The sequence below is a fragment of the Leucobacter fengyongliangi genome (genome assembly GCF_050971685.1).
GTDB lineage: Bacteria > Actinomycetota > Actinomycetes > Actinomycetales > Microbacteriaceae > Leucobacter.
The window spans coordinates 20905-47070 of the sequence record NZ_JBPCEU010000013.1 but is presented as its reverse complement, the minus strand read 5'-3'; the positions used below and the strand labels follow the sequence as shown (position 1 = coordinate 47070).

General features: G+C 60.1%; 27 protein-coding genes and 1 pseudogene. 9 read left to right on the top strand and 19 right to left on the bottom strand.

What is annotated here, in order from left to right:
• Nucleotides 1-55: 55 nt before the first annotated feature.
• Together ACR0R4_RS10540 and ACR0R4_RS10535 are read right to left on the bottom strand one after the other, a co-directional pair.
• Nucleotides 56-1834: a type IV secretory system conjugative DNA transfer family protein gene (locus ACR0R4_RS10540; RefSeq protein ID WP_433647365.1), complete on the bottom strand. Its 1779-nt coding sequence runs from the start codon at nt 1832-1834 to the stop codon at nt 56-58.
• Entirely contained in the window at nt 1831-2367 is a 537-nt protein-coding gene (locus tag ACR0R4_RS10535) for a hypothetical protein (protein ID WP_433647364.1), read from the bottom strand. The genes ACR0R4_RS10540 and ACR0R4_RS10535 overlap by 4 nt, the downstream gene beginning before the upstream one ends.
• A 173-nt stretch (nt 2368-2540) precedes the next feature.
• Between ACR0R4_RS10535 and cmtR the strand changes: the two genes are divergently transcribed.
• From cmtR to ACR0R4_RS10515, 4 genes are read left to right on the top strand one after another with little or no spacing between them, the layout of a single operon-like run.
• Entirely contained in the window at nt 2541-2927 is a 387-nt protein-coding gene (gene cmtR / locus ACR0R4_RS10530; protein ID WP_433647363.1) for a Cd(II)/Pb(II)-sensing metalloregulatory transcriptional regulator CmtR, read from the top strand.
• Entirely contained in the window at nt 2924-4918 is a 1995-nt protein-coding gene (locus ACR0R4_RS10525) for a heavy metal translocating P-type ATPase (RefSeq protein WP_433647362.1), read from the top strand. Before cmtR ends, ACR0R4_RS10525 begins: the two co-directional genes overlap by 4 nt.
• Nucleotides 4915-5223 (top strand): hypothetical protein, encoded by a 309-nt coding sequence (locus ACR0R4_RS10520; RefSeq protein WP_433647361.1) that lies wholly within the window; start codon nt 4915-4917, stop codon nt 5221-5223. The genes ACR0R4_RS10525 and ACR0R4_RS10520 overlap by 4 nt, the downstream gene beginning before the upstream one ends.
• Nucleotides 5224-5247: 24 nt before the next feature.
• Nucleotides 5248-6237: an arsenic resistance protein gene (locus ACR0R4_RS10515; RefSeq protein WP_433647360.1), complete on the top strand. Its 990-nt coding sequence runs from the start codon at nt 5248-5250 to the stop codon at nt 6235-6237.
• Nucleotides 6238-6331: 94 nt separating this feature from the next.
• On the opposite strand, the gene ACR0R4_RS10510 is transcribed toward ACR0R4_RS10515, so the two are convergent.
• From ACR0R4_RS10510 to ACR0R4_RS10495, 5 genes are all read right to left on the bottom strand, one after another.
• Entirely contained in the window at nt 6332-7822 is a 1491-nt protein-coding gene (locus ACR0R4_RS10510) for a putative type IV secretion/conjugal transfer ATPase (RefSeq protein ID WP_433647359.1), read from the bottom strand.
• Nucleotides 7819-8601, bottom strand: coding sequence for a hypothetical protein (locus tag ACR0R4_RS10505; RefSeq protein WP_433647358.1), 783 nt, complete (start codon nt 8599-8601; stop codon nt 7819-7821). Before ACR0R4_RS10505 ends, ACR0R4_RS10510 begins: the two co-directional genes overlap by 4 nt.
• A gap of 59 nt (nt 8602-8660) precedes the next feature.
• Nucleotides 8661-9131 (bottom strand): Pycsar system effector family protein, encoded by a 471-nt coding sequence (locus ACR0R4_RS10500; protein WP_433647357.1) that lies wholly within the window; start codon nt 9129-9131, stop codon nt 8661-8663.
• A gap of 55 nt (nt 9132-9186) precedes the next feature.
• On the bottom strand, nt 9187-9555 hold the full coding sequence (locus ACR0R4_RS13090; RefSeq protein ID WP_504362688.1) for a type II CBASS E2 protein: 369 nt from the start codon (nt 9553-9555) through the stop codon (nt 9187-9189).
• A gap of 259 nt (nt 9556-9814) precedes the next feature.
• On the bottom strand, nt 9815-10576 hold the full coding sequence (locus ACR0R4_RS10495; protein WP_433647356.1) for an adenylate/guanylate cyclase domain-containing protein: 762 nt from the start codon (nt 10574-10576) through the stop codon (nt 9815-9817).
• A 355-nt stretch (nt 10577-10931) separates the two neighbouring features.
• Here ACR0R4_RS10495 and ACR0R4_RS10490 point away from each other — a divergent pair, with 355 nt between their 5' ends.
• Together ACR0R4_RS10490 and ACR0R4_RS10485 are read left to right on the top strand one after the other, a co-directional pair.
• Nucleotides 10932-11786 carry a hypothetical protein gene (locus ACR0R4_RS10490; protein WP_433647355.1) on the top strand — a complete coding sequence of 285 codons (855 nt, stop codon included), beginning with the start codon at nt 10932-10934 and terminating at the stop codon, nt 11784-11786.
• Complete coding sequence (locus ACR0R4_RS10485; protein ID WP_433647354.1) at nt 11783-12928, top strand: ImmA/IrrE family metallo-endopeptidase; 1146 nt, start codon at nt 11783-11785, stop codon at nt 12926-12928. Before ACR0R4_RS10490 ends, ACR0R4_RS10485 begins: the two co-directional genes overlap by 4 nt.
• Nucleotides 12929-13051: 123 nt before the next feature.
• On the opposite strand, the gene ACR0R4_RS10480 is transcribed toward ACR0R4_RS10485, so the two are convergent.
• Genes ACR0R4_RS10480 through ACR0R4_RS10470 form a run of 3 tightly spaced genes read right to left on the bottom strand, consistent with a single transcriptional unit; the run spans nt 13052 to nt 16160 of the window.
• Nucleotides 13052-14518 carry a PrgI family protein gene (locus ACR0R4_RS10480; protein WP_433647353.1) on the bottom strand — a complete coding sequence of 489 codons (1467 nt, stop codon included), beginning with the start codon at nt 14516-14518 and terminating at the stop codon, nt 13052-13054.
• A gap of 6 nt (nt 14519-14524) precedes the next feature.
• Nucleotides 14525-15853 carry a TrbL/VirB6 family protein gene (locus ACR0R4_RS10475; RefSeq protein WP_433647351.1) on the bottom strand — a complete coding sequence of 443 codons (1329 nt, stop codon included), beginning with the start codon at nt 15851-15853 and terminating at the stop codon, nt 14525-14527.
• Nucleotides 15854-15887: 34 nt separating this feature from the next.
• Entirely contained in the window at nt 15888-16160 is a 273-nt protein-coding gene (locus tag ACR0R4_RS10470; RefSeq protein WP_245190222.1) for a DUF6112 family protein, read from the bottom strand.
• Between the two features lie 232 nt (nt 16161-16392).
• Here ACR0R4_RS10470 and ACR0R4_RS10465 point away from each other — a divergent pair, with 232 nt between their 5' ends.
• Nucleotides 16393-17649 (top strand): hypothetical protein, encoded by a 1257-nt coding sequence (locus ACR0R4_RS10465; protein ID WP_433647349.1) that lies wholly within the window; start codon nt 16393-16395, stop codon nt 17647-17649.
• 47 nt (nt 17650-17696) lie between these two features.
• Here the strand turns inward: ACR0R4_RS10465 and ACR0R4_RS10460 are convergent, their stop codons facing one another.
• From ACR0R4_RS10460 to ACR0R4_RS10420, 9 genes and pseudogenes are all read right to left on the bottom strand, one after another.
• Complete coding sequence (locus tag ACR0R4_RS10460; RefSeq protein ID WP_433647347.1) at nt 17697-17963, bottom strand: DUF6112 family protein; 267 nt, start codon at nt 17961-17963, stop codon at nt 17697-17699.
• An 11-nt stretch (nt 17964-17974) separates the two neighbouring features.
• Nucleotides 17975-19174 (bottom strand): annotated as a pseudogene (locus ACR0R4_RS10455) (M23 family metallopeptidase); the annotation flags it as partial.
• Between the two features lie 11 nt (nt 19175-19185).
• Nucleotides 19186-19869 (bottom strand): hypothetical protein, encoded by a 684-nt coding sequence (locus ACR0R4_RS10450; protein ID WP_433647345.1) that lies wholly within the window; start codon nt 19867-19869, stop codon nt 19186-19188.
• Between the two features lie 30 nt (nt 19870-19899).
• The gene (locus tag ACR0R4_RS10445; protein WP_433647343.1) at nt 19900-20916 is read right to left on the bottom strand and encodes a ParB N-terminal domain-containing protein; all 1017 of its coding nucleotides are present in this window, start codon (nt 20914-20916) and stop codon (nt 19900-19902) included.
• Entirely contained in the window at nt 20913-21770 is an 858-nt protein-coding gene (locus ACR0R4_RS10440) for a hypothetical protein (protein ID WP_433647341.1), read from the bottom strand. The genes ACR0R4_RS10445 and ACR0R4_RS10440 overlap by 4 nt, the downstream gene beginning before the upstream one ends.
• A 93-nt stretch (nt 21771-21863) precedes the next feature.
• Nucleotides 21864-22235 carry a hypothetical protein gene (locus ACR0R4_RS10435; RefSeq protein ID WP_433647339.1) on the bottom strand — a complete coding sequence of 124 codons (372 nt, stop codon included), beginning with the start codon at nt 22233-22235 and terminating at the stop codon, nt 21864-21866.
• Nucleotides 22232-22855, bottom strand: a complete 624-nt coding sequence (locus ACR0R4_RS10430) for a DUF2637 domain-containing protein (RefSeq protein WP_433647337.1) — start codon at nt 22853-22855, stop codon at nt 22232-22234. Before ACR0R4_RS10430 ends, ACR0R4_RS10435 begins: the two co-directional genes overlap by 4 nt.
• Nucleotides 22852-23775, bottom strand: a complete 924-nt coding sequence (locus tag ACR0R4_RS10425) for a bifunctional DNA primase/polymerase (RefSeq protein WP_433647335.1) — start codon at nt 23773-23775, stop codon at nt 22852-22854. The genes ACR0R4_RS10430 and ACR0R4_RS10425 overlap by 4 nt, the downstream gene beginning before the upstream one ends.
• A complete protein-coding gene (locus ACR0R4_RS10420; protein ID WP_433647333.1) occupies nt 23772-24863 on the bottom strand; it encodes an ArdC-like ssDNA-binding domain-containing protein in 1092 nt (363 codons plus the stop codon). The genes ACR0R4_RS10425 and ACR0R4_RS10420 overlap by 4 nt, the downstream gene beginning before the upstream one ends.
• A 326-nt stretch (nt 24864-25189) precedes the next feature.
• Here ACR0R4_RS10420 and ACR0R4_RS10415 point away from each other — a divergent pair, with 326 nt between their 5' ends.
• The gene (locus ACR0R4_RS10415; protein WP_433647331.1) at nt 25190-25615 is read left to right on the top strand and encodes a hypothetical protein; all 426 of its coding nucleotides are present in this window, start codon (nt 25190-25192) and stop codon (nt 25613-25615) included.
• A gap of 69 nt (nt 25616-25684) precedes the next feature.
• Nucleotides 25685-26161, top strand: a complete 477-nt coding sequence (locus tag ACR0R4_RS10410; RefSeq protein WP_433647329.1) for a hypothetical protein — start codon at nt 25685-25687, stop codon at nt 26159-26161.
• The last annotated feature ends 5 nt before the right edge of the window (nt 26162-26166 follow it).

The following is a 26166-nucleotide window of genomic DNA, read 5'->3' as shown; positions in this document are numbered from 1 at the left end:
CGGCATTGTTCGGTCACTGCATCAGGAAGGTGCGCGTGGATTCCCGCGCGTATCGTTACGTCGCGGGGCGTTCCAGCAATGCCTCAACCGCCGTGCGGTCGGCCTTGAGCTGCGGGCTGTCGGTCCGCTTCGGCCACGGATGCAGGTCAGTAATGATCGGCGGTGCCGATCGCAGCAGGATGACCCCGGTGCCAAATGGCAGGGTGCGGATGCGGTCGGGCGGCAAAATCGGGACGCGCCGAATGGAACGTTGGTTCGAGCGCGAACCGTAGTCACCGAGTGTGATCGAGTCGGTGAACTCGTCACGTTCGCCGATCAGCGTGGAGAGGTCTTGAAGGTCACGTGAGTTGGACGCACCGCCGAGGATGATTTTCGCAATGCTGGCATCCCAGATCGCGGCTGCTTGATTCTCGGACCACTTGTCTCGCGCTTGGGCGAGTGACTGGAGTACGGGCATCGTGGTGATCCCTGTGCCGCCGCCCTCTGCCATGAGCGTCGGGAGCGAGGGGAGCGGCGCGAGGTTTCCAATCTCATCGAGGGCGAGTAATAGCGGCGGGTCAAGTCGCGCACCCGGTGATCGTGCTGCCATGCGGCGCGTCGTCTCGACGAGGTCTTCGACGAACGCGGCGACTAGGGCAGAGCTGTTTCCCGCACCCGCGCCGGTTGCGAGCAAATAGAGTGTGCCGCGACTGCGGATGAACGTCTCGGGGTCGAAGTGTTCGCCTTCAGCTGGGCTGACAGCATCGAGCACCCTTGGATCGGCCAGCGCCGAGAGCGCGAGGGAAACACCCTGCCAGATGCTATCGCGCGTGCGCGGATCGGCATCGAGCATCGCCTCCAGAGACTCCGCCCAACCCGTTGCCGCGAGTGGCGACCCGATCAAGATAGCGACCGCTTCTGCTGCCGCCGCGGGGTCGAGCGTCCAGCGGAAGAGTTCTGTTGGGCTGCGGTGGTCGAGGGCCGCCGCGTGAAGGAGAGCCTGCAACGCAATGCGCGTCTTTCCTTCCCAGAACCCGCCGCCTTCGACGCCACCCGAAGATAGCTCGGTGGCCGCGGCAAGCCCGGTTGCTCGGATCATCGCGGTCAGCGGGTCCTCGCACCCACGTACAGGTGACCACCGCAACCCGGCAGGGATGCCTTCGGCAAGGTGTTGTGGATCGAAGACGGCGACCGGCCCGAGCCGCGCTCGTGCTCTGAGTGTTGCGGTGAGATTGTCGGGCCTCGTTGACGTCGTTACGACCGCACCCGGTGCATCAAGGATCGCCGGGATGACGATGTGCAGACCTTTGCCTGAGCGCGGTGGCCCGATCAGCAAGATCGAGTCTTCGACGCTGGCCCAAATCTGCTTGCCACGTGACCGGCCCAACAAGTAACCCACGTCCTCAGGCATTGGCTTCTCCAGCGAAGGACGAAGTGTGGCAGCCCGGTGCAAGAGCGACTTCGCGGACGCATTGGTTACGACCTGGTGGCTCGTGGCAGTGCCCACGAGCTTGTGTGGATCGGCATCCGTGGCTCGAGAATGGCGATGCCACCTCATCCAGATCCAGCCGATCGCGCCACCGAGTCCGAGAAGAAACGTTATAGCCACGGCCCAGTAGATGATCGCATTGAGCGCGGGCGCTTGGAGCGCTGCCGCCGGGTCCAACGGATCAAAGAGAACGTTGACACCACCGGCAATTCCGACAGCTGGTTGAGTCGCCCCAGTGAGGAAGGCAGCAATCGAACCAGCTGCTCGCAGGACCACGGCAACACCAAAGACAGCGACAAGTGCAATCATCAAGGCATTGGTCAACTCATCACCGAGACCACGCCCCTGCGCGTGTGGAGCACTCATGACGGCAACTGCTTTGAAACGATCACGCCCGAAACACGTCCGATGAGCATGACTTCTGAACGGTGATTGACCAACTGGCTTAGGTCGACGAGGCCACGAGCGGTCCCGTCAGCAGATCCTTCGGCGCTGGATAAAGCCAGCGCGACGGTGATGTCTTCGCCAGGAATGAACCCAGACCCGGTGATCTCGAACAGCTGATGCGTCGGACGGTGTCGCGCTCGCTGGATCGTACTGGGTGGAGCTGTCACTGTCGTGACGCGCTCGCTTCGTGCCGCATGGATGATGTCGGTGAAGACCGAGCCGTCGAACTCGTGCACTTCAACTCGGACGGTGCACGTTCGGTGGGTAGAAACTGCGTCGAGCAGAGCACCAAACCGCGCTCTGCTCCAAGGGGAGTCTGGCGTCGGAGGTGGGAAGTCCCGCCCGTCGTAGCTGACGTCCATGGTGCCGCGCTCATTGACTGTGACGACGGCGAGCGGAAGGTTGACGTGTGATTCGGGTGGTGTTTCGGCAGGGTTGTTGCGATTACTCATGCCACTGAGGTGCGCGCGCGTGCCTGTCCGAATAGGTTGCCAGAGCCGTTGACCGAATGCTCAGCGGTGGTAACGACCCACCCACGCTTGGTCCGACCCACTTCAGCCTGAATAATCTGCATTCAACTGGTAACTATTTGCTGACTGGTCATCGCGAGCTGTATAGTCAGTGCATGCTGACTATTGCTTCTCGTGTTGACGTGATGAACCGATTGGGTCGGGCGATGGCTGATTCGACGAGGTCGAGGATTCTGTTGATGTTGCTTTCGGGGCCTGGGTACCCAGCAGAGCTGGCTCGGGAGTTGGAACTGACACGCACGAACGTGTCGAACCATCTCGCCTGCCTCCGCGGGTGCGGAATCGTGGCCGCTGAGCCCGAGGGACGCAAAACCCGCTACGAGCTTGCCGACCCCCACCTGGCGGCGGCGCTGACGGCGCTGGTGGATGTGACTCTCGCCGTCGATGAAAACGTGCCGTGCATCGATCCGACTTGCACTGTGTCCGGTTGCTGCGCCACCGCCGACAACTCCGACGCTACTGGCGTGCGAGCAGCCAAGTGAGCGCGTCGTGTTGCGAGGTGCCCAACACTTCAGGAGCGGAGCATGAGGATGCAGATCGCCCATGGTGGCGTGATCCAGCGATTCTGATTCCACTGGCTTCCGGGGTGTTCTTCCTCGGGGGCCTCGTCATCGAGTGGACGGCGGCGGAGAACCCAGTCGCTGAAATGGTGGCGTTGGTGTTGTTCTGGGGCGGACTGTTGCTGGGGGCGTACACGTTCGTGCCCGGTGCGGTGCGAGGACTATTCACAAAAGGCAAGATCGGGATCGCGTTACTGATGACGATCAGTGCCGTTGGGGCGGTGATTCTCGGCTATGTCGGGGAGGCCGCGGCGCTGGCATTCCTGTACTCCATTGCCGAAGCTCTCGAAGACAAAGCGATGGATCGGGCGCGCACCGGCCTCCGTTCCTTGCTCAAGCTCGTTCCCGAAACTGCGACCATCCTTCGCGATGGCACCCCGGTTGAGGTGCCCGCACGCGAAATCCGGACCGGTGACGTGCTTCGGGTGCGGCCCGGTGAACGCATCGCCACCGACGGCACTGTCGCACAAGGAGCGAGCAGGCTGGATAGCTCGGCGATCACCGGGGAGTCCATCCCCGTCGAGGTTGCCCTCGGTGATCGGGTCGCGGCGGGGTCTATCAACACATCCGGGTCATTGGAAGTCACCGCCACCGCGGATGGCACCGACAACTCGCTGACCACCCTCGTTGATCTTGTCGAACAGGCGCAACAGGATCGAGGCCAACGTGCCCGCCTTGCCGACCGTATCGCGCGCCCACTGGTGCCCGGGGTGATCATCCTCGCGGTGCTCGTCGGGACGATTGGTTCGCTGCTCGGAGACCCGGAAACCTGGATTATTCGCGCTTTGGTCGTGCTTGTCGCGGCCTCTCCGTGTGCGCTTGCAATCGCCGTGCCGGTAACAGTGGTTTCCGCTATTGGGGCCGCCAGCCGCTTTGGGGTGATCATCAAGAGCGGGGCTGCGTTCGAACGTCTCGGCACGTTACGCGGTCTCGCCGTTGATAAGACCGGCACCCTCACGCGTAATCAGCCTGCCGTTACCTCGGTCGAGGCCACCGCCGGTGTTTCCCGCGAACAGGTGCTCGCCTGGGCGGCAGCCATCGAACTGCACAGCACACACCCACTCGCAGCAGCCATCACCGCAGCGGCCCCACATACGCTCGCTGCAACTGAGGTGATCGAGCAGCCTGGTCACGGTGTCACAGGCCGTATCGATGGCCACGAAATCACCGTGGGTAGTCCGCGCTGGATCACTCCGACGGGAGACTTCGCAGACCAGGTCGCGACGATGGAATCAGATGGACAGACCTGCGTCATGGTCACCTGTGATGGTCAGATTGTCGGCGCAATTGGTGTCCGCGACGAACTCCGACCTGAAGCCGCCGAAGCTATCACAGCACTCCGTGAGCAGAGGGTGGAGGTGATGATGCTCACGGGCGACAACTCCCGCACTGCGAACGCTCTCGCGAAGCTCGCTGGGATCACTGACGTGCGCGCGGAACTACGCCCCGAAGATAAAGCCCGTGAAATCACCGACTTGGTGAAGGAGCAGCCGACAGGCATGATTGGTGACGGCATCAATGATGCCCCCGCGCTGACCTCGGCCACCGTCGGCATCGCAATGGGCGCAACCGGGTCCGATGCAGCCATAGAGTCCGCCGACATTGCGTTCACCGGTCATGATCTTCGTCTCATCCCACAAGCGCTGCTCCATGCGCGTCGCGGACGAAACATCATCAACCAGAATATCGTTCTATCTTCGGCGATCATCGTCGTGCTGTTGCCATTGGCGATCACCGGTGTACTCGGTCTTGCCGCTGTCGTCCTGGTTCACGAGGTCGCCGAAGTTTTTGTCATTGCCAACGGGTTACGCGCTGCCCGCACCCGACAACCGCGCCTACACCCGATCGTGTCAGAGCAGAATCACGAGGTAAATACCACACCCAAAATGAAGAACGAAAGAGTGGACGCATGAAGGTTCAGGTATTACATATCGAAGAATGCCCCAGCTGGGAGGAGGCCGGGGTACGGGCCAGACAAGCACTCGACGGTGCAGGGCTGGCGGATGTGGCTGTCGAGTTCGTCCTTATTCGCACGCCAACTGAAGCAGCGAGTACTGCGTTCGCTGGCTCGCCAACTATCGTCGTCGACGGTGAAGACCTGTTCCCATCCGACGGACAGACCACTTCGCTCGCCTGCCGGGTCTATTTCACTGAACACGGCCTTGCCGGAACGCCCACCCGAACACAAATCGAGCGAGCACTCCGGAATCACCTGTAACTGGCATAGAAGAGAATGAGAGCTATGCGAGCCGAGGTCGAGTGGATAGAGCGATTTCAGGTGCAGCTCTACCTGGTGGCCCTCCTTGTTGGACTGCTCGTCGGGCTCCTGTTCCCTGTGGTCGCGTATCCGGCCGAGGCCGCGATCAACCCCGTGCTTGGACTCCTGCTGTATGCGACGTTCCTCGGGGTGCCGTTCCGACAGATCGGGCAGGCGTTCCGAGACTGGCGGTTTCTCACCACCGTGCTCGTCGTGAACTTCATCTTCGCGCCAGTGGTGGTGTGGAGCCTGTCGCGTATCGTCGCACACGACCAGGTGCTGCTAGTCGGGGTGTTGTTCGTGTTGCTGACGCCGTGCGTGGACTATGTGATTGTCTTCACCGGGATCGCGGGAGGCGCAAAAGATCGTCTCCTCGCCGCAGCTCCGCTGCTCATGCTCGCCCAGATACTGCTGCTCCCGTTCTATCTCTGGGTCTTCGTCGGAGCTGAGTTCGTCGCCGCCGTCGATCTCGCTCCGTTTCTCGAAGCGTTCCTGCTGCTCATCGTCCTGCCCCTGGCCGCGGCTGTGCTCACCCAGCTCGCGGCTGCGCGCACCCGTTGGGGCAGGGCGCTGGAAGCAGTGGTGCTGGGGGCGATGGTGCCGCTGATGATGCTCACGCTCGCGATCGTCGTCGCCTCCCAGATCGGCGGCGTGAGCGCCCAACTCGACTCGCTGCTGCTCGCGATCCCCGTCTACGTCCTCTTCGCCGCGATCATGGTGCCGATCGGCGCAGTCGCTGGAAAAGTTGCGAGACTCGACATTCCTGGTCAGCGAGCAGTTGTGTTCAGTGGCGCGACGCGCAACTCGCTCGTCGTGCTCCCGCTCGTGCTCGCGCTGCCTGCAGCGTTCGCACTCGCCCCGCTTGTCGTGGTCACCCAGACACTGGTCGAACTGATCGTTATGGTGATTTTCGTCCGTCTCATCCCACGCTTCCTGAGGCTCCGAGTCGGACAGCAAGAAGCTCTGCAGCAATAGGGCGGCGGTAGGAGTTCCACGAACTTCAACCCACAACCACCCGAGAGATGGTGAGGATTGAATCTCCTGCCAGTACCGTTACTCACGTGGCCTTCTAGCTTTTGCCAGTCATTCTGGTGGTGGTATCGAAGAGTTCCAGTTCCCCGGGATGCAGTTGGTGCTGGCATACGAAGGAACGGTCCTTGATGCGCCAGAGTCCTTGGCCCACACCGAGCCCAGGCAAGAGCTTCTGCTCGGTGCCGGTGAGCCCAAGCGCTTTCGCAGTTGCTCCAAGCTGATCAGATTCCTGCCGGTAGATGATCCGCGTTTCGGCGTTCGCGAGCAAGCTGTTGGCCAGAGCCCGCATTGCGGATCCTTGATCTCCGACGTTCTCTAGATCAGTCAGCTTATGAAAAATAAGCATGTTCGCGATTCCGTAGTGACGAGCGAGCCGCCAGTGAGCATCCATGCGTCGCAGCAACGCCGGATGAGACATGAGACGCCATGCCTCGTCATAGATACACCAGCGCTGGCCACCGTTCGGGTCGAGGAGCGCGGACTCCATCCACGCCGACGAGCACGTCATGAGCACCGACATCAACGTCGAGTTCTCTGTCACCCGTGACAGATCAAGCGAGATCATCGGCAGCGTCGGATCGAACGTGACTGTCGACGGGCCGTCGAAGAGCCCGGCGAGGTCACCCGAGACTAACCTTCGCAGCGCATGTCCAACGAGTCGTCCGTCCTCAGCGAGACGCCCATCGAGATCCGCTTCCGAGGCCGGGGCAAGGATGTGATCGACGACCATCGGAAGGATCGGCACGTCGTTACTGCGCACGACCTCAGTCAGCGCTGTGTCGATGGATGTGTGTTCCAGTGGAGTGAGCGGTCGCGTCAGTACCGTCTCCGCGAGTGCGCCGATGAGGTCGCGCCGTCGTGCCGAGACTGTGGCTGACCAACTCTCCTCGCTCATTCCTGCGGGTCGATAGCCCTCATCGAGAGGATTCAGCCGGGTAGAGAGTCCGTGGCCGAGCACGATTGCCTTGCCGCCGACGGCTTCGGCTACCGCGGTGTGTTCACCCTTTGGGTCGCCAGGAACGTAGACGCGACGGCCGAACGGGAGGGACCGGGTATAGAGGCTTTTCGCCAAGCTGGATTTTCCGGATCCGACGATCCCTGCGAGCACGAGGTTTGGGGCAGTGATGAGGCCGCGCGCATAGAGTACCCATGGGTCATAGACGAAGGACCCTCCGGAGTACAGATCCTGCCCAACGAAGACGCCATCGGGTCCGAGACCGCCTTCGGCCAGGAACGGGTACGCGCCAGCGAGGGTTGCCGAGGTGTCTTGATGCCGCGGTAGGCGGAGCTTTCCAGGAGATCGCAGCTGGGCAGGGCCGGGCTCTCCAGCAGCAGGGAGAAATGTGGTCGCCCGGCGTTCTGCCAGTTCGGCCGCGTATTTTGCGCGGGCCGCCCGACGTTCAGCCTTCTGCTGCTCAGCCTGCAACTTCGCGGCAGCCTGAGTGCGCTGCTTACGCACGCGCCGTTTCTCTGACGCCGGAGCGACGAGGACCGATGTGTGCAGACGCCCGGAGTCATCACGGCTCATAGCACTAGACCCCGCTGCTGCTTGATCGCCGTGATGCTAGCGGGCTCAAACCATGATGTTCGCTGTTGCTCACGGGTTCGGCTCGATGCTGACGGAGCGCCAAGGGTCCGGTTACCATCGGGTAGTTGATCAGCTGGCTCAACCCCATGGAGTCGATACAGTGCGACGTGGTCGAAGCTGTGGCTGTAAGCGAGATGGTAATCACCATCTCTTACCTCACGCTCAAGTGGCCCGCTTGGCGGGGCGTCGTAGACGTATCCGTTCTCCATTGCCGCGCTTGTGGTCTCGTCACCGAAGTCCCAGGATTTCAGATGGTCGAGCCCGGCAAGAGCACCGTCTCCGTCGATTATGTCGAGAACCTCATCTGCCTCTGGGCCTTGCAAGAAGACGACACTGATCCACCGAGCAACCGGCTGTGGATCAGCGTCTGAAACTTCGCGCCAAGCGACTCGACTCGCAGCACTTGCTGCGGCATCGAGTCGTTCCTCTGCCTGGTCGAGGAAGGCCGCGGCCTGGTGGAGTTCGTCCGCGGCCGCAAGGGCATCCTTCGACCCGATGGCATGGTCACCGTGGTCGTCAAACGCGCGAGGGCGATTCTCGACATAGGCTGCAGCGAGCTGATCAAGTACCTGCTTGAGCGAACGTACACCTGACAGAAGGTCGCCAAGAACGCTGTACAGTTCCTGCGGATTCTCGAAGGTACGTGTTGCGTGCACGAACCCGCGCAGAGCTCCGGATGCTTCACCGGCATCAGCGCCGGGATCGTAGAACGTGGGCATGGTGACCTCCTGAAATGTTGCTCCAGACAACATCCAGGTGCACCGCGGGAGCCGGCGAGTTACATGGTGACAATCAGGGCGCCGATAACGCAGGCAAATCCGCTGAGGAGCAGCGTGCTGAATCCGTATATGGCTTTCGTGCAAGCGGCAAACTTGCGATTTGCAAGTTTCGAAAGGTCAATAACCTGCTGCCAAGCATCATCTGAAGCGGAGGAACTGGAAAGGTGGTCCCGGAGACTAGTGTTCGTTGTATTGGCAAGTGATGGCCAAGAGAACCTGTTGGGTTGCCCATAGTCGACCCGACGTTGAGGGATGATGGCTCGGACGAGCCAGAACAGCGCCCACAGAAAAGCAACAAAGGCAATTAAGCACAGCCCTCCAATACACAGCCCAGAGATCCAGTTCTGCTGCACGGCATTGAAAATTTGTGTTGCGTTGCTTGCGAGTATAGTGACGGCTACGCCAAGACCTGCAGTGAGCACCGTTGCTTTCGTATCTGCAAATCTCACCCAGTTAGCGATCTGATCCATGGCTTGGGCGCTGCCATCTTCAGATCTGTCGCTGCTAGGTGCACTCCGTTTGCGTTTAAGACGCAACTGACATCACCCCTGCCACGGGCCATTGCCTCGTCATTCTCCATTCGGTGTAGGCCGCGAGCCAGTGTGCAGCCCAAGCTGTAGCTGTTGCGACGCTGTGAACCGATGGATCCCACTCGCTCTCGTCGGCAACGCATAGGTTTCCATTGAGGTAGAGATGAGGTGCTGGTATCCAGCGACGACCTGCATGCGCGCCCAGCTTGGGCCCGATGACGGCCACACGCGGGAGCCCCTCATCTCCGCGAGTCATTACAATCACTTTGAACTTTCCGCGGCCAGTATCGAGTTCACCTCCCCAGCAAGGGCCGACACCATCCGCGGCTGCCAAGTATATGAATCGGGGGAAGGCCTGCTCCATGGCTGAGATATGACGTTGAAGTCGCGTGTCGTCATTCCACCAAACATCTTCGTGCAGACTAACGTTATCCGCGGCTTCGTCGCCACCGTGAAAAGTGTGGTTCGCCACTGGCGTCACGGAACCAAACGTGCTGTGTGCGAAGCCGACGGATGTTGAGTGCACGTCATCAAAAATAACCTGCCCATTGACGGTGACGTATCGGGGCACATCGACCCCGTGATGGTGAAGTAGTGAAGCAATACTCATGAAAGAACCTGTCTTAGCTGATCGCGATGGTCGAAGTAGGGTTTCCGCTGAGCTGACGTGCAATCCCGTCGAGATGGGGCAGTGCTTGCCGCCAACGGTAGTTGTAGAAGTGGTAGTACTTTCGTTCATAGTCACGCTGGTACGACTTAGGGGATTCTGCGTGTTCGACGAAGGATGTGGCCTGCGGCAGTTGTGAGGAAAGCCCCTCTCCCACGACTATCTCCCACGAGTTCGCCTTCTTCTCACATTTTGCCGCAAAGTTGGCGGCAAAGCCGAGCGGATTCACTTCGCTGTGATGCCTGCTCCCGGTTCGGACGAAGGTTATTCGGCCGTAGTCCAGTCCTGCTCGTGTTTGAACTCGATGAATCCCTCGTGCTTCCAGCCGCGGGTTCACCTCAGACTCCACAGCGCCAAGGGCAAAAGCGCAAGCGCCGAGTGCCATGGTCGTGTCCACCTGAGGGTTGCCTGGACCAAAACCTGCGAATAGCCCGTCACCACGAAGTCCGAGTGGAAAGCCTCCGTGTGCGAGCACTACTTCAATAAAGCCTGTAAGCACGGCATGCGCAAGGTCAACTACTTCGACTTCGTCATCCCAAAAGGTGCGACCGGTGAAATCTGTTAGATCGAGGAAGGCAACAGCAAGAGGCGCAGTGCGGCGCTCACCTACTTCGAGTTCCTCGAACGCGGGATGGCCTAGCGCCTTTGTCTCAGATGCGGCGGATGCATAGAGTTCACTGACAGCTCGGCCCTCGCGCCGAGCGACAAAGTCACGCATAACGGTGTCTCCAAAGGAGGATGCAGTGTACTTCATCATCGTGACCCACTCACTACGACGCGCATCAGGTGACTACTTCTTCCGTGTTCCATAGGGACGCTGGTTCGTGGGCTTTAGAGAGACTCCAAGATCACTCGCGCGATTGCTAATTGCATTATCCGTCCTCCCCAGGTGGAGACCAATCACGCGCGTGGGTGTATTCCCGCTTGCCTCTCGACGCAACTGCGCATCCTGCGCTGCAGTCCAAGGTTTGCCCGCATTGGGTGGCTGCTTCTTCATTAAGGGCATGCTCCTTTTTGCTCTGTGAGGCTACTGCTTTATCCCTACGAGATTAGGATGGCACGTTTCTTTTACTATGGCAACAGGTATTCTGCAGTTTCACTTAATTTTAGAGCAAATGTGTGCTGATTGTACTTTTTTAGAGTGGCGACTATTCAAAATGAGGTGGTTCTGCTTTACTGGCTACATGATGTCATGGGATCCGCACGGGGAAGATCGTGCCAACGCGATGCAGCTAGCCCTGTCGCAACATGGACTGGACTCGCTCGTTCGCGATTCCGTAGTCGACGTTTGGCGCGCCAATAGAGCTCGTCACGAGCCTGATGAGCTGTTCGACGACGCCTTTACTCTGAGCATGCTCTCGAGTAAGAACCTTGCTAATCGCTTGTTCTCTTCGATCAATGGCGACGCTGCATGGAGGGAATCGGGCATCACGGCGACCCGAGAGTTCACAGCCCTAATCATCCGGATGGGCGAGGTCGATGTGCGTCTAGTCAAGACACCCCACACCGCAGGCCGACGCCCCAATTTTGTCGCCGACTTTGACTGGACCAGCAGCGAAGCGCGACTATCCGCTGCAACCCGCAACCACGATTCTTACAGTCCACCAGTCCGACGACCAGAGATGACCCCGCTATTTGAGATCAACTCACCCCGAGCGTCGGACGCTGTTCTCGATTGTCGCGATGCGTTCCTTCTCTGGGGAGCAGATCTTTCATCTGGTCTGACTGCGGGCTGGCTCGGGATTCCAACTACGACTCAGGATCGTTGGCTCGCTGTCGTGCCCGTGTGGTGGGATGAACCTGCACCGCGTTCTGCCAAGGAAAGCACGGAAGAAGAAGGAGGAAGAGCTGCAACCTTCGAAAGCCGACCTGCTCCGATTCCGACCATCAAATTGAAGCCGCGGCGAGCTGAGGGGAACGTACTGTGAACTATGAACTCGACCCTGCTCAACGTGCACGCCATCGACGGCTAACTGGCACCTCGGTCGACTTTGACGGACGCAGACTCTCCTTAGCTAGGAGACTACGGCGGCTCCAGCGGACATCGCTTGCAGCCAAAACTTCCGTGACTGCAGCGGCCATCACTCAGTTTGAGCGCGGAGCTTCTCGGCCTACGAATGCAGTTGTGGCAGAGCTCGCGCTTGCATTAGGCCTGCCATCTGAATTTTTCCAGAGGGGCAGAACGATTGAACAGGTGCCTGCCAGTGCAGCTCACTTTCGATCGTTGCGTGCGACTCCCGCGATTGCTCGAGATCAAGCTTTGGCATTCGCTGAGATCGCGTTGGCTGTTGTGGACGTCTTCGAACAGTACGTGGATTTTCCAACGCTGACAGACATCATCGACCCGGTCGAGGAGGAGCCCAGTCATGAACAAATCGCTGAACTTGCTTCTCAGACACGGCTGAAGCTTGGGGTGGAGCCGGGCCCGATCTCGAATGTTGTTCGTCTGATGGAAGCACACGGAGTGGTCGTTCTTCGGCTACCTGACGAAATCGACCGTAAGGTTGACGCTTTCTCTACCAACGTTGGCTCGAGACCTCTTGTGCTGCTTTCATCCGCAAAGAGCGACAAAGCTCGTAGTCGATTTGACGCTGCGCATGAACTGGGACATTTGGTCATGCATCATGATGTTGAGTCCGGATCTAAGATCATTGAGGACCAAGCGCAGCGATTCGCAGCGGAGTTCCTTGCGCCAACAGCAGAGCTTGGAAGTGAACTTCCGCAAAAAGTGAATTGGGACGAGCTGTTGAGGCTGAAAACTAGGTGGGGCGTGAGTCTGAAATCGCTCGCCTACCGTGCACATGATCTGAAACTGTGGGGAGATTACGCATATCGGAGCGCAAGTAAGCATCTTGCTATGCAAGGGTTTCCAGAGGCTGGATCGCTGGGACCGCCCGAATCACCTTCGCTACTTGGACGCGCAGCTGACATGCTTAATAGTGCAGGGACACAAAGTGTTGACCTTGCAGTAGCAAGTCGACTTACTGTTCAGCAGATCGATGAAGTTATCGCTTCGGGAAGCGATATGAAACCTAAGCTACGGTTAGCAATCGATCCAAGCGATCTGTAGGTATGGAGGCTCGACTGCTTCAACTAAAGAGGGTGACGTATTGCAGTCTGATAAGGTGATTGCCGTACCAGGTCCGTTTGCGATGCGCTGTATTCGGCTGCTGGTTGTTTCCAAAGTAATTTGCTAGGCAATGCGACAAAGTGGCAGCGCCGCAGCGGTGAACGCCTGAGCCTGCTGGCCGACGAGGAGGCGGGTCTCGCAAGATGCTTGAATGGCCGCTTGCTCGATCGCGGCGACTGCGGCGTCGAGTTCGTCAGCGGTTCGCGCAGAGACCGAAATGAGTCCGGTGTAGCGCAGAACGCCGTGCCCTGCGGTGAGGTCAGCTTCCTGCTGGAGAACGTCCTGGAACTCCGCGGTCTGTGAAGCATCCTCAATCTGCCCGATCCGTTGGCGTTGGGCGGCGTCTGAGATGTACTCCGTCTTCTTCTTTCGGATGTCGCGTGCGGCTTGGTCGGATCGCATCGGGGTGCAGAGCAACGAGAAGGAACGCTGTATTCCGCTCGAAAGAAGTACCGGTGCCAAAAACCCCGGGTAGACCATCGACCGCGGCCACTCTGAGATCCACAACACTGCATGAAAAGCCGAGTCTGTCCGCAATCGGGACCAAGATTCGTTCACGGCGACCGGCCCTGCCGTGGCGAGTGACTGCCCGAGTTCACCGTGCCGTTCGAGTGTCGCTGCGATCGCCGGGTCATACGCCGAACGCAGAATCACAGCGATCTCGCCGCACGTCAACCACGAGGACGGGGCGAGGTCGGCTGAGCGCAGCGCAGCGATCAACGTGGACATCTCTTGGCGAAGGACAGCTGCAGCACCGCGGATTCCGCCACCGGCAGTGCGGATCTGCCGAGTCGCAGCATGCGTATCGAGCGAGAGGGACAGCGTTGTAGCGTGGCGTTCTCCGGCGGGCCCGGCGCGCTCAATCAGTTCGGCGTACGTCGTTGACGCCCATGAACCATCGGCACTGCCGTGCGAGGCCCACCATTCTGCGAGCCCGGTGCCAGAGTCCGGCAGGGTGCGCTCAAGCACTTGCAGCATCGAGAGCCGACCAGACCTACACACGGTTGCAAGCACACGCCCCCAAGAGCTGACGCGCCGATCCTGCTCGCCGGGATCGAGGAGCACGAATGCTGGGTGAGAGACGGCAACGATGGCTGTGAGAGTGCTCGCGGTCGGGTCATGAACCATCCCGGCGCCCGTGATCGGATCCTCATACTCACGAAGCCGTGCCATGTCGCCGGGTAGCGCGAGCGAACCCGCAGGTCGTGGCTTCACAACGCGTCGTCGGTAGATCAATTGACCGCCGGTAATTTTCCAGATCCACCAGAAAACAACGGGAATCCATTCGACGATTGCCCGCCCAGAGATCCGGATCCACACCACTGCTACTGCGGAAAGCCACACGGGTGCCGAGAACGCGATGAACATGCCGCCTCCGGTATAGAAAGCCCCCACCAGCGAGCCCACGCCAAGTCCGAGTGCGACAAGCTGCGAAAGTGATAGGCCAAGCAAGACCCCCCGTCGCGTTAGCCTGGAGAACTTGACCGGGACGAGATCACCGGCTCGTTGATCGTCGTAGTCCTTCGACATGGTGGGCTATTCCTTTCCTGCCGTGCGCGGCTGTGGAGGCTGGGTGCTGGGCGGTGCAGGATCGGTTCGAGGCGCGGGAGGCTGAGGCGTTGAATGAGGTGCGGCGGAAGCCGCGCCCAAGCCATCCGCACCAGCGGCCGCTGATTCGGCTGTCCCGCCAACAGCACCTCCAAGCTGAGGTCCGGCAGTAGCGGCACCTTTGACGACCTCCGCGCCGATGACGACCGCTGCCGCGGGGCCAGCCGCCGCGGCAGCACCGCTGGCCCCCGCGCCAGATCCTGCTCCCGCACCGGCAGCTGAAGCAGAGGTACTGGGCGCACCAGTTGCTGCGGGAGTGGCGTTCGGCGTCGCACCGCCGCCGGAGCCACCATCGAGCACCTTCTTAACTCCGTCGCTCTGCGGTTTCGACGGCACGGGCACGGGCCGGTTCACGGCGCTCTTTGCTTCTTGCTCGCTTCCCATCGCGTGGTAAAGATCGAAGCCGAGGAACGAGATGAACCGGTAGACCATGTATGGCGCGAAGGCTGCAATGAACAGCAGCACGATGCCTGAGATCGGTTCAGTCACGGAAGACAGATCGGCCTCAATCGGCGTTGAGACCTGCGTGATCGCGATGAGGAACACGACGACGAGGACGAGTTTGGAGATGATGAGCGCGACAACGAACGCGGCCCATTTACCGATCCATCCGCGGGTGACATCCCAGGCCGCTCCAGCGAATGCGATGGGTGCGAGCACGATCGCAACGAGCAACAACGCTTTACGGATCAGGAGCGAGAACCAGACAATCGCGACCGCACAGATCATCAGCCCGGCGAGGAAGATCGTAACGATCGCGCCGACGCCTGGAGCCGCGATGTTGATTGTGGTGAGCCCGGCGGTGAGGAGCGCGATCTTGTCGCCCATAGTTTCGGTGGTTTCTCCTGCCGCCTGGACGACACCGATGCATAACTGATCCACAATCTCCAGGGCAGTTGCCGTCAATGTGATGACGACGAAGGAGCCGAGAACGGCTTTGGCTGCGCCGAGTGCTGCGCGTGAGAGCGCGGCGGGCTCGCGTCTGATGAGGCTGAGGACGAGTTGGAAGCAGAAGAACAGCAAGACGATGAAGACACCGATGCCAAAGAGCAGGTTGTAGACATCGAGGTAACCCTCTGATTGGACGTCCACGAGAGTCGTGCTGTCGAAGACAGTCCACATGGCTTCGATGAGCCAGCCCGCGGCTTGACCCATCGTGGAGGCGAGCCAGTCGAAGGGCGCCGACACCAGAGTCGCGGCGCCTTCACCGACGGCATCGCAGACGTTGGATATGACGGGGATATCGCAGACACTCATCGAAGGCCTCCCTGAAGTAGTGGATGGGTGAGCCTCAGACCTGTTGTCCGACGTTCCAGAAGAAATTGATCAGGGTCACGGATGCGCCGCAAATGACAGCTGCACCACACGAGATGAGTACACCGAGCTTGCCGCGACCCGCGAGGTGCGGGTTCGACGAGTTCGATCCAAATCCCCACACGATCGCGGAGATGATCAGCGCGAGCACGGAAAGGATGAGCCCGACGGTCATGACGGCTCCGACGATGGTCCGCAACTGCGCGATCCCCGGCAGGCCGGAGTCATTCGGTGTGATGTCGATGTCCATCGGCAGGACTGCGGCGATGGTCGTGATGAGTTCAAACACGATGGCTCCTTTTGCGTGAACACCGCCGACGGCGGCAGGCGAAACATGGTCGAGAGCCAGGTGCACTATCGGTGCCGGGTGTTCCAGAGGCTGCGGGGCCCACCAACTTGGTCAATCGGATTAGTTAGTGGCAAGCAGTAGTGTGATGTTACTTAGCCGAAGTCGGTTCTTGTTCAGCAGCTTGGAGCTTCATTTGGAAAAAGACTTGTTCGCATCTCATCAGATATGGGGAGCGCTGAAAGATGTCGAATCCGCACTTACCCAGATTGATGAGCTCGGAGACGCCGTTATTTCATCAGAACTCGATGAAGTTCGACAAGTTCGTGCCTACGCTGTTGCGCTTTCAGAAGCAGATCAACTGTTCCTTATTGGTGCGCCCCTCCTCGATGAGCTGAACGCCGCTTGGTCTCAAGTCGGCACAAGTTTGAACAACTATCTCCAGAACCCTGCAGGTCATAAATCGCATCTTGACAACGCAACTGGACCGTATCTCGACGCGGTTCGGAGTTCTCTCTCGCGGTTCCCACGGGCGGATGAGGCCGGAGCAAAGAAGGCAGCTGCTACCCGAGCGGCATCGGCGTACCTGAGTCAACTTGATGAGTCTCGGGAGCTATTATCAGCTCAAATCCAGGCGCTGAAAAGTGATCGCGATCAGATGATCGAGCGGCACAAGGTCGAATTGGAAGAGCAGACCATTGTTGTAGAGAATCTACGTTCTCAAATATCTGCTTTAACTTCTCGAATTGGTGAGGACGAAACCCGGATCTCAACGGCACTCACCGAGTCAAACGAGGCCTTCATTAAAGCTCAAAGTGAGCGCCAAGAGCGCTTCGGAAAGTGGCTTGAACAACAAGAAGAAAGATTCGATGAGGAAGCGCGCCCGCAGTATGAGGGCATAATGGCTGCTGCGAACAGAGCTGATGAAGCTTTGAAGGAAGTTGAAGAACTGAGGACGAGCGTCGTCAACATGTCTAACCTCGCTTCCGGAGATATCCTTGGGGACGAATACAAGAAATCTGCTCGTTGGGATCGAGTCGCTGGGTACATCGGTTACGGGGTGGGCATACTTGCGGGTGCGATGGGCATTTGGATTCTTCTTTTTGCCTTCGGTGACGCGCAAGCCGGGCTCGAATGGCCCCAAGTAGCACTCAAGCTTGGGTTGACTACGGGTATCGGGGGTGTTGCTGCTGTGGCGTTCAGATTCGGCGGTCAGTCTCTCTCACGTGCGACTGCGTTCAAGCGGCAGGAGCTTGAACTCCGCGCGCTAACTCCGTTCCTTCAGGGAGTCCAAGGTTCTGATGAAGCGAAACTTACTTTCGTGCGGCAGGCCTTTGGCCGGGCATGGGTTCCAGAACAGAAAGCTGACCAATCATCCGATTCGGCCCCAAACGCGGAGCTAGTCAAGTTGGTGCAAGCTGCAGTCGAGGCCATCGCGAGGACCTCAAAATAGTGATCACGAGAGACATGTTTCGCTGCCTAGCTAACAAGAGTCTTGGGTTATAAGCTCTCACCGACGCTAATCAGCCAGTTCAGCCAGGTCACGCCGCCACCTGCGAGGATCGCGGCGCCCAGAGCTACGAAGACCCCCGCGCGTGCCTTAGCCGCGACCGCGGGGTTGCCGCTGGAGGTCGAGATGGCCCAGATGATTGCGCTGACGATGATCATGAGGACGGCGACAACAAGGATGATCGTGAGCATCGCTCCGATGACAACCTTGAGATCACCGATGCCGCTCATGCTGCCGAAGTCTGGAAATACATTCATGACGTGCCTCCTGTCATCGCAGAACATCCAGCACCAGCAGTCGCCTCTGGGAGATCAGCGGCGTCGTGATCGTTGAGCCATTTCGCCGCATCGATCGCCTCCGCATAGGTGCCGCCTGGACGGACTTCAAAATGTAAATGTGGTCCGGTTGAGCGCCCCGATGAACCGACATCACCGATGTGCTGACCGGCGATGACACGGTCTCCGACGGTGACGTGGATGCCGGTTTGCCACATGTGCGCGTACGCGGTGGCGAAGGTAGTGCTGTCGATGCGGTGTTCGATGACGATCAGCCCTCCCCAACCGCCGGAGAACTCTGCGACAGTTACCACTCCATCCGCTGCGGCGAGAATGGGTGTCCCGTCGGCCGCGGCAAGATCGGTGCCGGTATGGAAGGCGCTCTCGCCTGTGATGGGGTCAATGCGTGGCCCGAAGTCGCCAGTGTGAACCCAAGACCCTTCCGGCAATGGAAATACGACTCGGGAGGATTTCGTCACTGCGTCGGTTGGTGGTGGCGATGTCATTGACGGAGTCGTGGTTGACGCAGCAGTCGTCGACGACGTCGAGGCACCGCTCGTGAGCGTTGCGAGAATCTTCTCGGCAACGGGTTCGTAGTTGTTGTACCGATCCGGGTACGCCGAAACCTCGACAGCTTGTGCGGCTTCGCCCTTGCCCATGCTCTGCCAGCCGGGGATATCGAGCAGGCCGCGAGGCGATGGATAGTTGGGACCGGAGGGTCCACCGAAGAACGCAGCAGCCTGATATTCGGGGTCCATCAGGTCGGCGACAGATCCCCAGCCCGATTGCGGGCGCATTTGAAACAAGCCGAGCGAGTCGTGATCGGATCCATTTCCGTCGTTCGGGTAGCTCCCGGATTCTGGGTAGGTTCCGGTGTTCGCGAGTTGCCGCAGCGTTGACTCGGTGAGGGCGGCCATGAGTGCGATCTGCACGCCCTCGCGTGTGACACCTTCGATGCTTGAGCCCACGGTGATGATCGTTGCGGCATGCGTCAGTTGTTGCTTGTTGAGCGTGAACGTCTCCCCATTAGCAGCTGTCACCACGAGAGAGTCCGGTACGTTACCGAGCGTGAGACTTGACGATGAGAGACACGCAATAGCGGCGGGATTCATCACGAGGCCGACGGTGACGAGCCCCAGCGTCGGTGCGAGGAACATGAGAGAGACGACTGCGATCGCGAGTTTCTTCATCATGAGCTGGGTTCCTAGCGCAGCGGATTGTTTAGCTGTGATAGCCGCAGCACATAGCAGGCGTCTTTAGGCGGGCAGGCAATGAAAACTGTGAAGGCAACCTGTTGGTCGGCACTGACCGGGTCACCGTTCCAGTCGCCGGAGCGATGGCGGATTCCCTCGATCGTGAACGCGGTGGCACCGTCGGGGAGCTGGCCTCGTTGAGCTTGCGCGAGGGCGTCAGCCCAGGCATCCGGCATGTACGCGGAAGTGATCTCCAAGTGTTGCTGCGTTGCGTACTGACGCAGTTGCGTCCAGGCATCGTGCGTGGGTAAGTAGGTTGCAAGATCGGCTGCGAGGCCGGGCTGCTCGGCGCCGCTCGGGTCTGCAACGTCGAGGATGACCTCGGTGTAGTCCAGCGGAAGGAATCCACTGCCGGTGTCCCAGGTAAACAACGCCGTCGCGACGCTGCGTGCAAAGGTCTCGGCATCGGTGCTGCGGGGGATTGCCGGAATCCGAGGCGCCGGTCTATCAGGGGCGTTCGAGGGTCCAGGATCGTGTTCAGTAGTTGGTGAGACCGGGCCGGTTGACTCACCGTGCCCACGTGATCCGGTGATGAGTCCGTAGACGCCAACACCGGTGATGAGGAGCACCACGACTGCGGTGGCGATGAGGGCGACAACGGTGCGGCGGGAACGAGGAGCGGTCAGAAGCTTCATGCCTGGAAGGTGCGCAGCGTCGGCCGCGCATCAGATCGCTCGGAGGTTCCTTATCTCCATTGGCTGCTCAGCGGTATCAACGTTGGTATCGAGCGCTGTTCGGAGTCGCTCCGCGAAGTCTGAGGTCGCATCCACTGCCCGCAAGAACAACTCGACTTCAGCAGCACTCAGTTTGAGAGCGAGGTCGTCGACATCAAAGTGACGCCACCACCCATCGAGCTCAGTCCAGGTAACAACGAACGCGCGAACTGGCCACGGCTCGTCGTTGTCCGCACGATTCGTCTGCGGACTTGGCGAAGAGCGGCGCTTGGTGCGCGGCGTGCTCTTGAGACGCGCCAGAGCTTCTTCCGCCAGCTTCGCGACATCTTCCTCAGGTGCATCGGAGTCCGCCTCCGCGACAAGCTGGCGGGCCCGCAGATAACTCGGGTGTACCGGCTCGCCTGAACCGATGAGTTCGAGCTCGGCGGCAACTCCCACACGAACTGTCTCTGATTGATCTTGGTCCTCAGCGATCTGCTGCAGGTAGTTGATCTTCTCGAGCGTGGTGTGTGAAGCACCATAGGGGATCATCGCAGCGGCCTGGGCGCGAGATTGTCCCGGTGATTCTGACGGTGGCGCAAAATTTGCTGCACCGTCACTTCCCGGCTGATTTTCGCTACTGAAGCGTGAGGCTTCCTGCCGACGAGCGGCATCCTCAGCCATCAGCGCCTTGATCTCCCGATAGAGCGCTGCACTCTCCAGCTGCGTGAGCGGCTTGTGCAGCATGTTGTCATCTTGTTCAGCAAGCAGGTGCGCGAGATCTCCCGAGATACCTGAACGCACCCAAACCTTGACGTGCTGCCAGCCGAGCTGTTTGATCGCGGCCAATCGTCGCGCACCGCATACCAAGATCCCGTCGGGCGTGACCGTGATCGGTTGGAGCAAACCGTCACGCTCAATCGAAGCTGCGAGCGAGTCGAGGTCGCCGAGTCCAGTGCGGTGACGCCGCCCAACGCGGATCGATTCGACTGCACGGTCCAACTCGATGTGTCCGCCGTCCCGACTCACTGGTTGCTCCCGTGGACGGGGACCGACATCGCGATAGCTGTGACGAGGGCATCGTCGCTGAGGAGCGTTGCGAGCGCTTCACCGACGAGTATGCGGAGAAGGATGCCTCGTCCGGTGCTCGTCGCGCGATACGCGGGATGAGGGTGCCCGAGCAACACTTGCAATAGCGCCGACCAAGAGTCGGCGGGCAAATCGAGCAGTGCTCGGGCGTGCTTGTCTCGACGCAGTAGTTCGTACGCACTCTGTCGAGACCCAGCACGTACCACCGCGCTGCAAACGTGCTCGATCGCCGTACGGGCAGTGCTTTCGGGCCAGCCCAACGTTGTAAACAGAGTGATCGACGCGTCGATTGCGCGGCGCGCAGTGTCAACGTCGCGGGTAACGTCAGGGTCATCGTCCTCAGCGACCGAGTACCGGTCCACCACGTGAAATGCCGGGTGATAATCGGCCAGTGGGTTCTCTCGGTCGGCAAAGCGCTCCGGGTCATGGAACGCAGAAATATGGGGTCGACGTGCTTGATGGGTCGCGCAGAGCAATCCTTGTCCCCGCTCTTCAGCGATGCAGGTGACTTGAACACCGCGGGTGACTACGGCCCAAGGATCAATCGCCTCACGAGCGGATCGCGTCCTCATCACATCGAAAGCTGCCGACGCTGCCTCCCACGGATCGAGGCCATGCTTGCGAGCCAACGCCGCGTACTTTTCTGCGGCAAATGCGGCGAGGTCAGCGGCGACGCGGTCGTGCTTCCAGGTATGTGAACCCGAGCGGTGCAGCCGATGCAGGAGGGCGCGGAGCCCCTCGCTGGTCGTGTAGTCCTCGCGAGGTTGTGACGCAGAGTGGCTTGAATTGGTCATGGTGTGGGAACCTCCTGGCAAGCAGGTGCGCGCCCGCTCCCCAGCGGGGTCTGAGGTGTCCGTGAAGTGCCCATGAGAGGTCATGACCAACGATCAGTGCGTCCCGATCGCGCCTCGTTCAGCACCATGTCGGGAATTGCCATGGCCGAACGCGGATAACGGCGGGAGGTGCCGGGCCCGGTCTGCGATGCCGCGAGCGCTCGCCGCAGTCACTTCAAACGTGCGGCGCCGGAGTTCGGTCTGGAAGTTGATCCCCGCCCCGGCGACGCGCGAACTCCCGCGTGCAATCAGGTCAGTCGGACGCACCCATTCGACTCCTCGGCCTCGGTAGACCGATGGATCGACTCCCGCACGCGTGCGCCGACGCTGAACGCTCGCGGCCTCGACAGCTTCTGGCAAGAGATGATCGTTTCCCAGATGACGATCGGTGCTGGCAGTCAAAGCATCCTTCTCTATCTCGTTCATTTTGGCTCCTCGTCGGATGTCGTTGCGGGGGAGGGCTTATGGTCCTCAACGGTGAGCGGGATGCTGGCGAACCAGCGCCCCACGGTGGAAGGGTGCACATTCAGTTCGCGTGCGATGGCCTTGTTCGACCAACCGGCATCGCGCAACGTCATCGCAGAGTCTTGGGGTGAGGTCTGAATGGCTGACGTCTCAGTGCTTTCGGCTGTTTCAGTAGTCGCGGGAGTCCGGATGAGGAGCACGGTGAGATGCGTGATCGCCAGCAAGACCACGGGCGGAACTGCGGCGACCGCAGCGGCAAGAAAGCTCGGCACATCGGCATCCGCAGCGACTACGGCATGGATTGAATTCGCCGTGACCGACACGGCTGCCGCACCAGCGAGTAGTGCCCAGGGATACCAGGCGGCGCGGGCCCCGGCCAGCGCGACGACGGCGACGGTCGAGACGACGATGACTCCGTCGACAATCAGTGGCCATGCCCATGCTTGGCCATCACCAATTCCAGACCGTGCGGCAAGGTCTGCGAGCGAGGTGAACGACAGCCAGAAGGCTCCCACAGCAATGAAGACGGTGCCTGCCACAGCTGTCGATACTGCCCACCGTCGTCCGTCGAAGTCACTCATGACAGCACCCGAAAGGTTGATGAAGGCGGCGGTCGGTCGTGTGAAGTCGATGCGCTGACTCGTATCGATTGCTGCGGAGGGGCGCCCTGCACCGCTCGGTAAGCCGACCGCACGGTCGCCGTCGTTTCGCGGCGGCTGAGGCCCGCCCGCTCAGCGGCGGGACTCAGTGCTTCGAGCGCTTCGACTGTCGACACTCGCTGTTCAGCCATTTTGCAAGCGGCCCAGAAGAGTCCATGGTTGCGTTCGCCTTCTTGGCGCCGCGCAACCCAATCTACGAGGCGCTGCACATCGACAGGCTGCTGTGCTGACCGCCCACTTTGATGCGCCTCGTTACGCTGCGGGGGATCAAGATAGTCGCGGAGTTGCTGCGAAGCGAGCGCACGACCAGGTTCACGAGCCAACCGGAGTGTCTCGTATGGCCGTGATTGCCCATCGAGCACGCGAAGCGAGGGAGGGACGATGACGTATCCGCCATCACCACGGAAATCGATTCCCGCCCGCGCAGATTGCCACGAGCGTTGTTCCATATTCGGGTCTGCGGGGAAATAGAGATGGAGCCCACCGGATGGAGTTCTGACCGCGGCCTCCCAGCCGCTCAGCAATCCCGCGCGCCAGGCGCCATCGAGAGCGTCGTAGCCGTTGACAGAACCGTGCACGTCTACATCGACGACAACGAGTCCAGAGGTTGTACCGGTCGGCATCCCGATATTTGCGGAGGGAGTCGCGGTCCACCAGCGACGAATTAGCTCGGGATCGCTGCGGGCCGAATGAAATCCGCCCGCAACGACGGGGCGCTTCCCGCCTGCGGCACAGGGGAACACAGGGAAGCCGGAGCCGGCAAAAGCGAGTGCGCCCTGTTCGAGCGGCATCCCGCGATCAACATGATCGAGCGTTGTGGTGAACACTTTCGATGAACTCATCGCATTCCCCGCACGTCTGCCAGCGCCACCTGTTTTGGGGCAGCAGTAGCCGAAGGCGTGTGTGAAGCGCTCGCACGCTGAGCTGCCGCGACGTTGCGATGTGTCGATTCCCGCTCGATACCCGGAGGGGTACCGTTGCCGGTCATGGGGGTGTCGAGCTGATCGAGAATCTTGATGGCGGTGGCACGTACTCTGTCGCCGGTGGACTTGATCACGTCGACGGGTTCTTTTCCGTCGACCTGTGCCGCCCAGGTGGTGACGTATGGGAGTGTGTACCCACTGGTGTCCATGCCGTGCGCTGCGCCGATCATTAGTGCGACCGATTCTGCTTCGACTTCTCCGATGCCACGGTGCAGTCGTACGTCAGCATTCTCGGGGTCGTGCATAAGCACGTGTCCCAACTCATGCGCGAGGGTCTTCACCCGTGCCGCTGCATCCATGTCGGCGCGCACGAGCACGGTCTTATCGGTGTAGTTCGTGACGCCATTTGCCCCGTGAATTGATGATGTATCTGGTGCATCGCCCAACGCGAATCCCGCGGATTCAACCTGTTTCGCAAGCCCTTCCCACAGCCCGGCGGGTGCTTCGCCCTCAAGCAAAGTCGGGGCGGGTAGCTCAGGAAGTGGATCGCCTGCGGTCTGAGAGGCATCCCACACGTAGGTCGGGCGAACGCCGATCATCTTTGATCGCACCGCCTCACCTGGCCGAGGTTTCTCGAACTTCTTTAGTCGCCTCCATGAATCTGCATTTGCTGGCGTGGCAGAAGCGAAGCGGCCGGTGACGGGCGCGAGGATCTGATACCCGGGTTGCCCCTTCTGCACTTGGCGGCCGAGATCTTGCCATTGCTTGTATCCGGCGACGTAGGTCGGCATCGGATCAGGCACAAGGCCTTGCTCGTGGGCCGCCTGATGCTGCACCCAGATCAGCAGTGTGTTGTTGAAAGAACGGCTTCGAAAGTTGGCCCCGAACGTCAAGGCCCGCTTCCAATCGTCACCAGATACGAGTTCTTCGACGGCCCCCGCGAGCTTTTCGTGCAGCTCATCGAGCTTTGCGTCTCTGGCGGCTTGGCGATCCTCGATCGTGGCCATAACTGGATCTCCTCTCTGACGTGCCGCGCGGCGAACTCGTGCGGCAGTACATCTGAGAGGTACGCGTGGGTGTCCGGATCGGCGACAGAGTAACCGGCTTTTGGCATGGGTGGAGCGCATGGTGCACCTCCTCGGCGCAGAGACGGGTGCACGCTCAACACCCGTCGTTGAGCATGCCCAAAATCATGTGATCTACTGTCTAACATCACATTTGAGCATGCGCAACCCTTGATTTGAGCATGCCCAAGAGGTACATTGATCATGCGTAATCACCTCAAGAGGTGCCGTTTGACCATCGCCAAACCCATCCCGAAGGGAAGGGCACTATGCAACAGACCGAAGATCAGAACAAGGCCGCGGCCGAGCTTCTTGAGAAACGTCTGCGTCTGCTGCTCGACGTCAAAGCTGCCGAGACCGGTGCTGAACCGTCGTTCTCGGAGATCGCCGCATTCTTGAGAGAGCGCGGTACGAACCTGTCGCGATCCCGCTGGACCTACATGATCAACGGACACCGAAAGGTCGATGACGCTGAGGTGTTTGCGGGGCTCGCCGAGTTCTTCGACGTTGACGTCGACTTCATCACCGGTGATAGCGATGCCTCAACGCCCGAGAAGGTGAAGGCCCAGATTGATCTTGTGCGCTCGATGCGGGCAGCAAAAGTGAAATCGTATGCGACGCGTACTCTCGGTGATCTTTCGCCAGAAACGCTTCGGGCGATCAGCCAATTCTTGGATCAAGAGATGACACACTAAGCGAGCGCCACCGGTGTCGCTCACAAGGCTGGCGCCGAGGATGCGTCCGAAGCAGATAGTGAGCACGCAGTGAATATCGAACAGACCGTAACAACCGCAGTCGCGAGCTTGCAGCTGGGCGAAAACTTCACGTTCGCCGCACTCACCGATGCTGTGCAGCGGCAACGAGGGCGAGAGATCCGGGTCACTGAACTCGCGGAGCTAGGCGATAACAACGGGCTCTGTGCGTTGCTGTTCTACGGCGAGGATCAAGATGTGATCCTCCACGCCCGTACAGACTCGGCCCTTCATAGCCAGCAGTTCGTGCTGCACGAATTCGCGCACATCATTCTTGGTCACTGTGATGGCGAAGGCTGCTCGCTCAACGATGTCGTACACAACACACTGTTCCCCGACATTCCTGCTTCTCTACGCTCCCGTGTGCTGGCGCGGAAGGACGTGGAATCAGAAGACGAGATCGCCGCTGAAAGCTTGGCTGATCGCCTGGCCGCGGGCATCCGCGGGTCGGCGTTTGCGGAGACGAGCTACACGGAGATATTCGGTTGATCCAA

Bases quoted from the DNA above. Each gene is read 5' to 3' on its own strand.
- ACR0R4_RS10500 (WP_433647357.1), bottom strand. From the start codon at position 9,131: ATGGATCAGATCGCTAACTGGGTGAGATTTGCAGATACGAAAGCAACG.
- ACR0R4_RS10495 (WP_433647356.1), bottom strand. From the start codon at position 10,576: ATGCGTGACTTTGTCGCTCGGCGCGAGGGCCGAGCTGTCAGTGAACTC.
- ACR0R4_RS10490 (WP_433647355.1), top strand. From the start codon at position 10,932: ATGGCAACAGGTATTCTGCAGTTTCACTTAATTTTAGAGCAAATGTGT.
- ACR0R4_RS13090 (WP_504362688.1), bottom strand. From the start codon at position 9,555: ATGGAGCAGGCCTTCCCCCGATTCATATACTTGGCAGCCGCGGATGGT.
- ACR0R4_RS10425 (WP_433647335.1), bottom strand. From the start codon at position 23,775: ATGAGTTCATCGAAAGTGTTCACCACAACGCTCGATCATGTTGATCGC.
- ACR0R4_RS10505 (WP_433647358.1), bottom strand. From the start codon at position 8,601: ATGCCCACGTTCTACGATCCCGGCGCTGATGCCGGTGAAGCATCCGGA.
- ACR0R4_RS10420 (WP_433647333.1), bottom strand. From the start codon at position 24,863: ATGGCCACGATCGAGGATCGCCAAGCCGCCAGAGACGCAAAGCTCGAT.
- ACR0R4_RS10520 (WP_433647361.1), top strand. From the start codon at position 4,915: ATGAAGGTTCAGGTATTACATATCGAAGAATGCCCCAGCTGGGAGGAG.
- ACR0R4_RS10515 (WP_433647360.1), top strand. From the start codon at position 5,248: ATGCGAGCCGAGGTCGAGTGGATAGAGCGATTTCAGGTGCAGCTCTAC.
- ACR0R4_RS10470 (WP_245190222.1), bottom strand. From the start codon at position 16,160: ATGGACATCGACATCACACCGAATGACTCCGGCCTGCCGGGGATCGCG.
- ACR0R4_RS10535 (WP_433647364.1), bottom strand. From the start codon at position 2,367: ATGAGTAATCGCAACAACCCTGCCGAAACACCACCCGAATCACACGTC.
- ACR0R4_RS10540 (WP_433647365.1), bottom strand. From the start codon at position 1,834: ATGAGTGCTCCACACGCGCAGGGGCGTGGTCTCGGTGATGAGTTGACC.
- cmtR (WP_433647363.1), top strand. From the start codon at position 2,541: ATGCTGACTATTGCTTCTCGTGTTGACGTGATGAACCGATTGGGTCGG.
- ACR0R4_RS10450 (WP_433647345.1), bottom strand. From the start codon at position 19,869: ATGAAGCTTCTGACCGCTCCTCGTTCCCGCCGCACCGTTGTCGCCCTC.
- ACR0R4_RS10415 (WP_433647331.1), top strand. From the start codon at position 25,190: ATGCAACAGACCGAAGATCAGAACAAGGCCGCGGCCGAGCTTCTTGAG.
- ACR0R4_RS10510 (WP_433647359.1), bottom strand. From the start codon at position 7,822: ATGAGCCGTGATGACTCCGGGCGTCTGCACACATCGGTCCTCGTCGCT.
- ACR0R4_RS10480 (WP_433647353.1), bottom strand. From the start codon at position 14,518: ATGTCGAAGGACTACGACGATCAACGAGCCGGTGATCTCGTCCCGGTC.
- ACR0R4_RS10430 (WP_433647337.1), bottom strand. From the start codon at position 22,855: ATGAGTGACTTCGACGGACGACGGTGGGCAGTATCGACAGCTGTGGCA.
- ACR0R4_RS10440 (WP_433647341.1), bottom strand. From the start codon at position 21,770: ATGACCAATTCAAGCCACTCTGCGTCACAACCTCGCGAGGACTACACG.
- ACR0R4_RS10435 (WP_433647339.1), bottom strand. From the start codon at position 22,235: ATGAACGAGATAGAGAAGGATGCTTTGACTGCCAGCACCGATCGTCAT.
- ACR0R4_RS10475 (WP_433647351.1), bottom strand. From the start codon at position 15,853: ATGAGTGTCTGCGATATCCCCGTCATATCCAACGTCTGCGATGCCGTC.
- ACR0R4_RS10460 (WP_433647347.1), bottom strand. From the start codon at position 17,963: ATGAATGTATTTCCAGACTTCGGCAGCATGAGCGGCATCGGTGATCTC.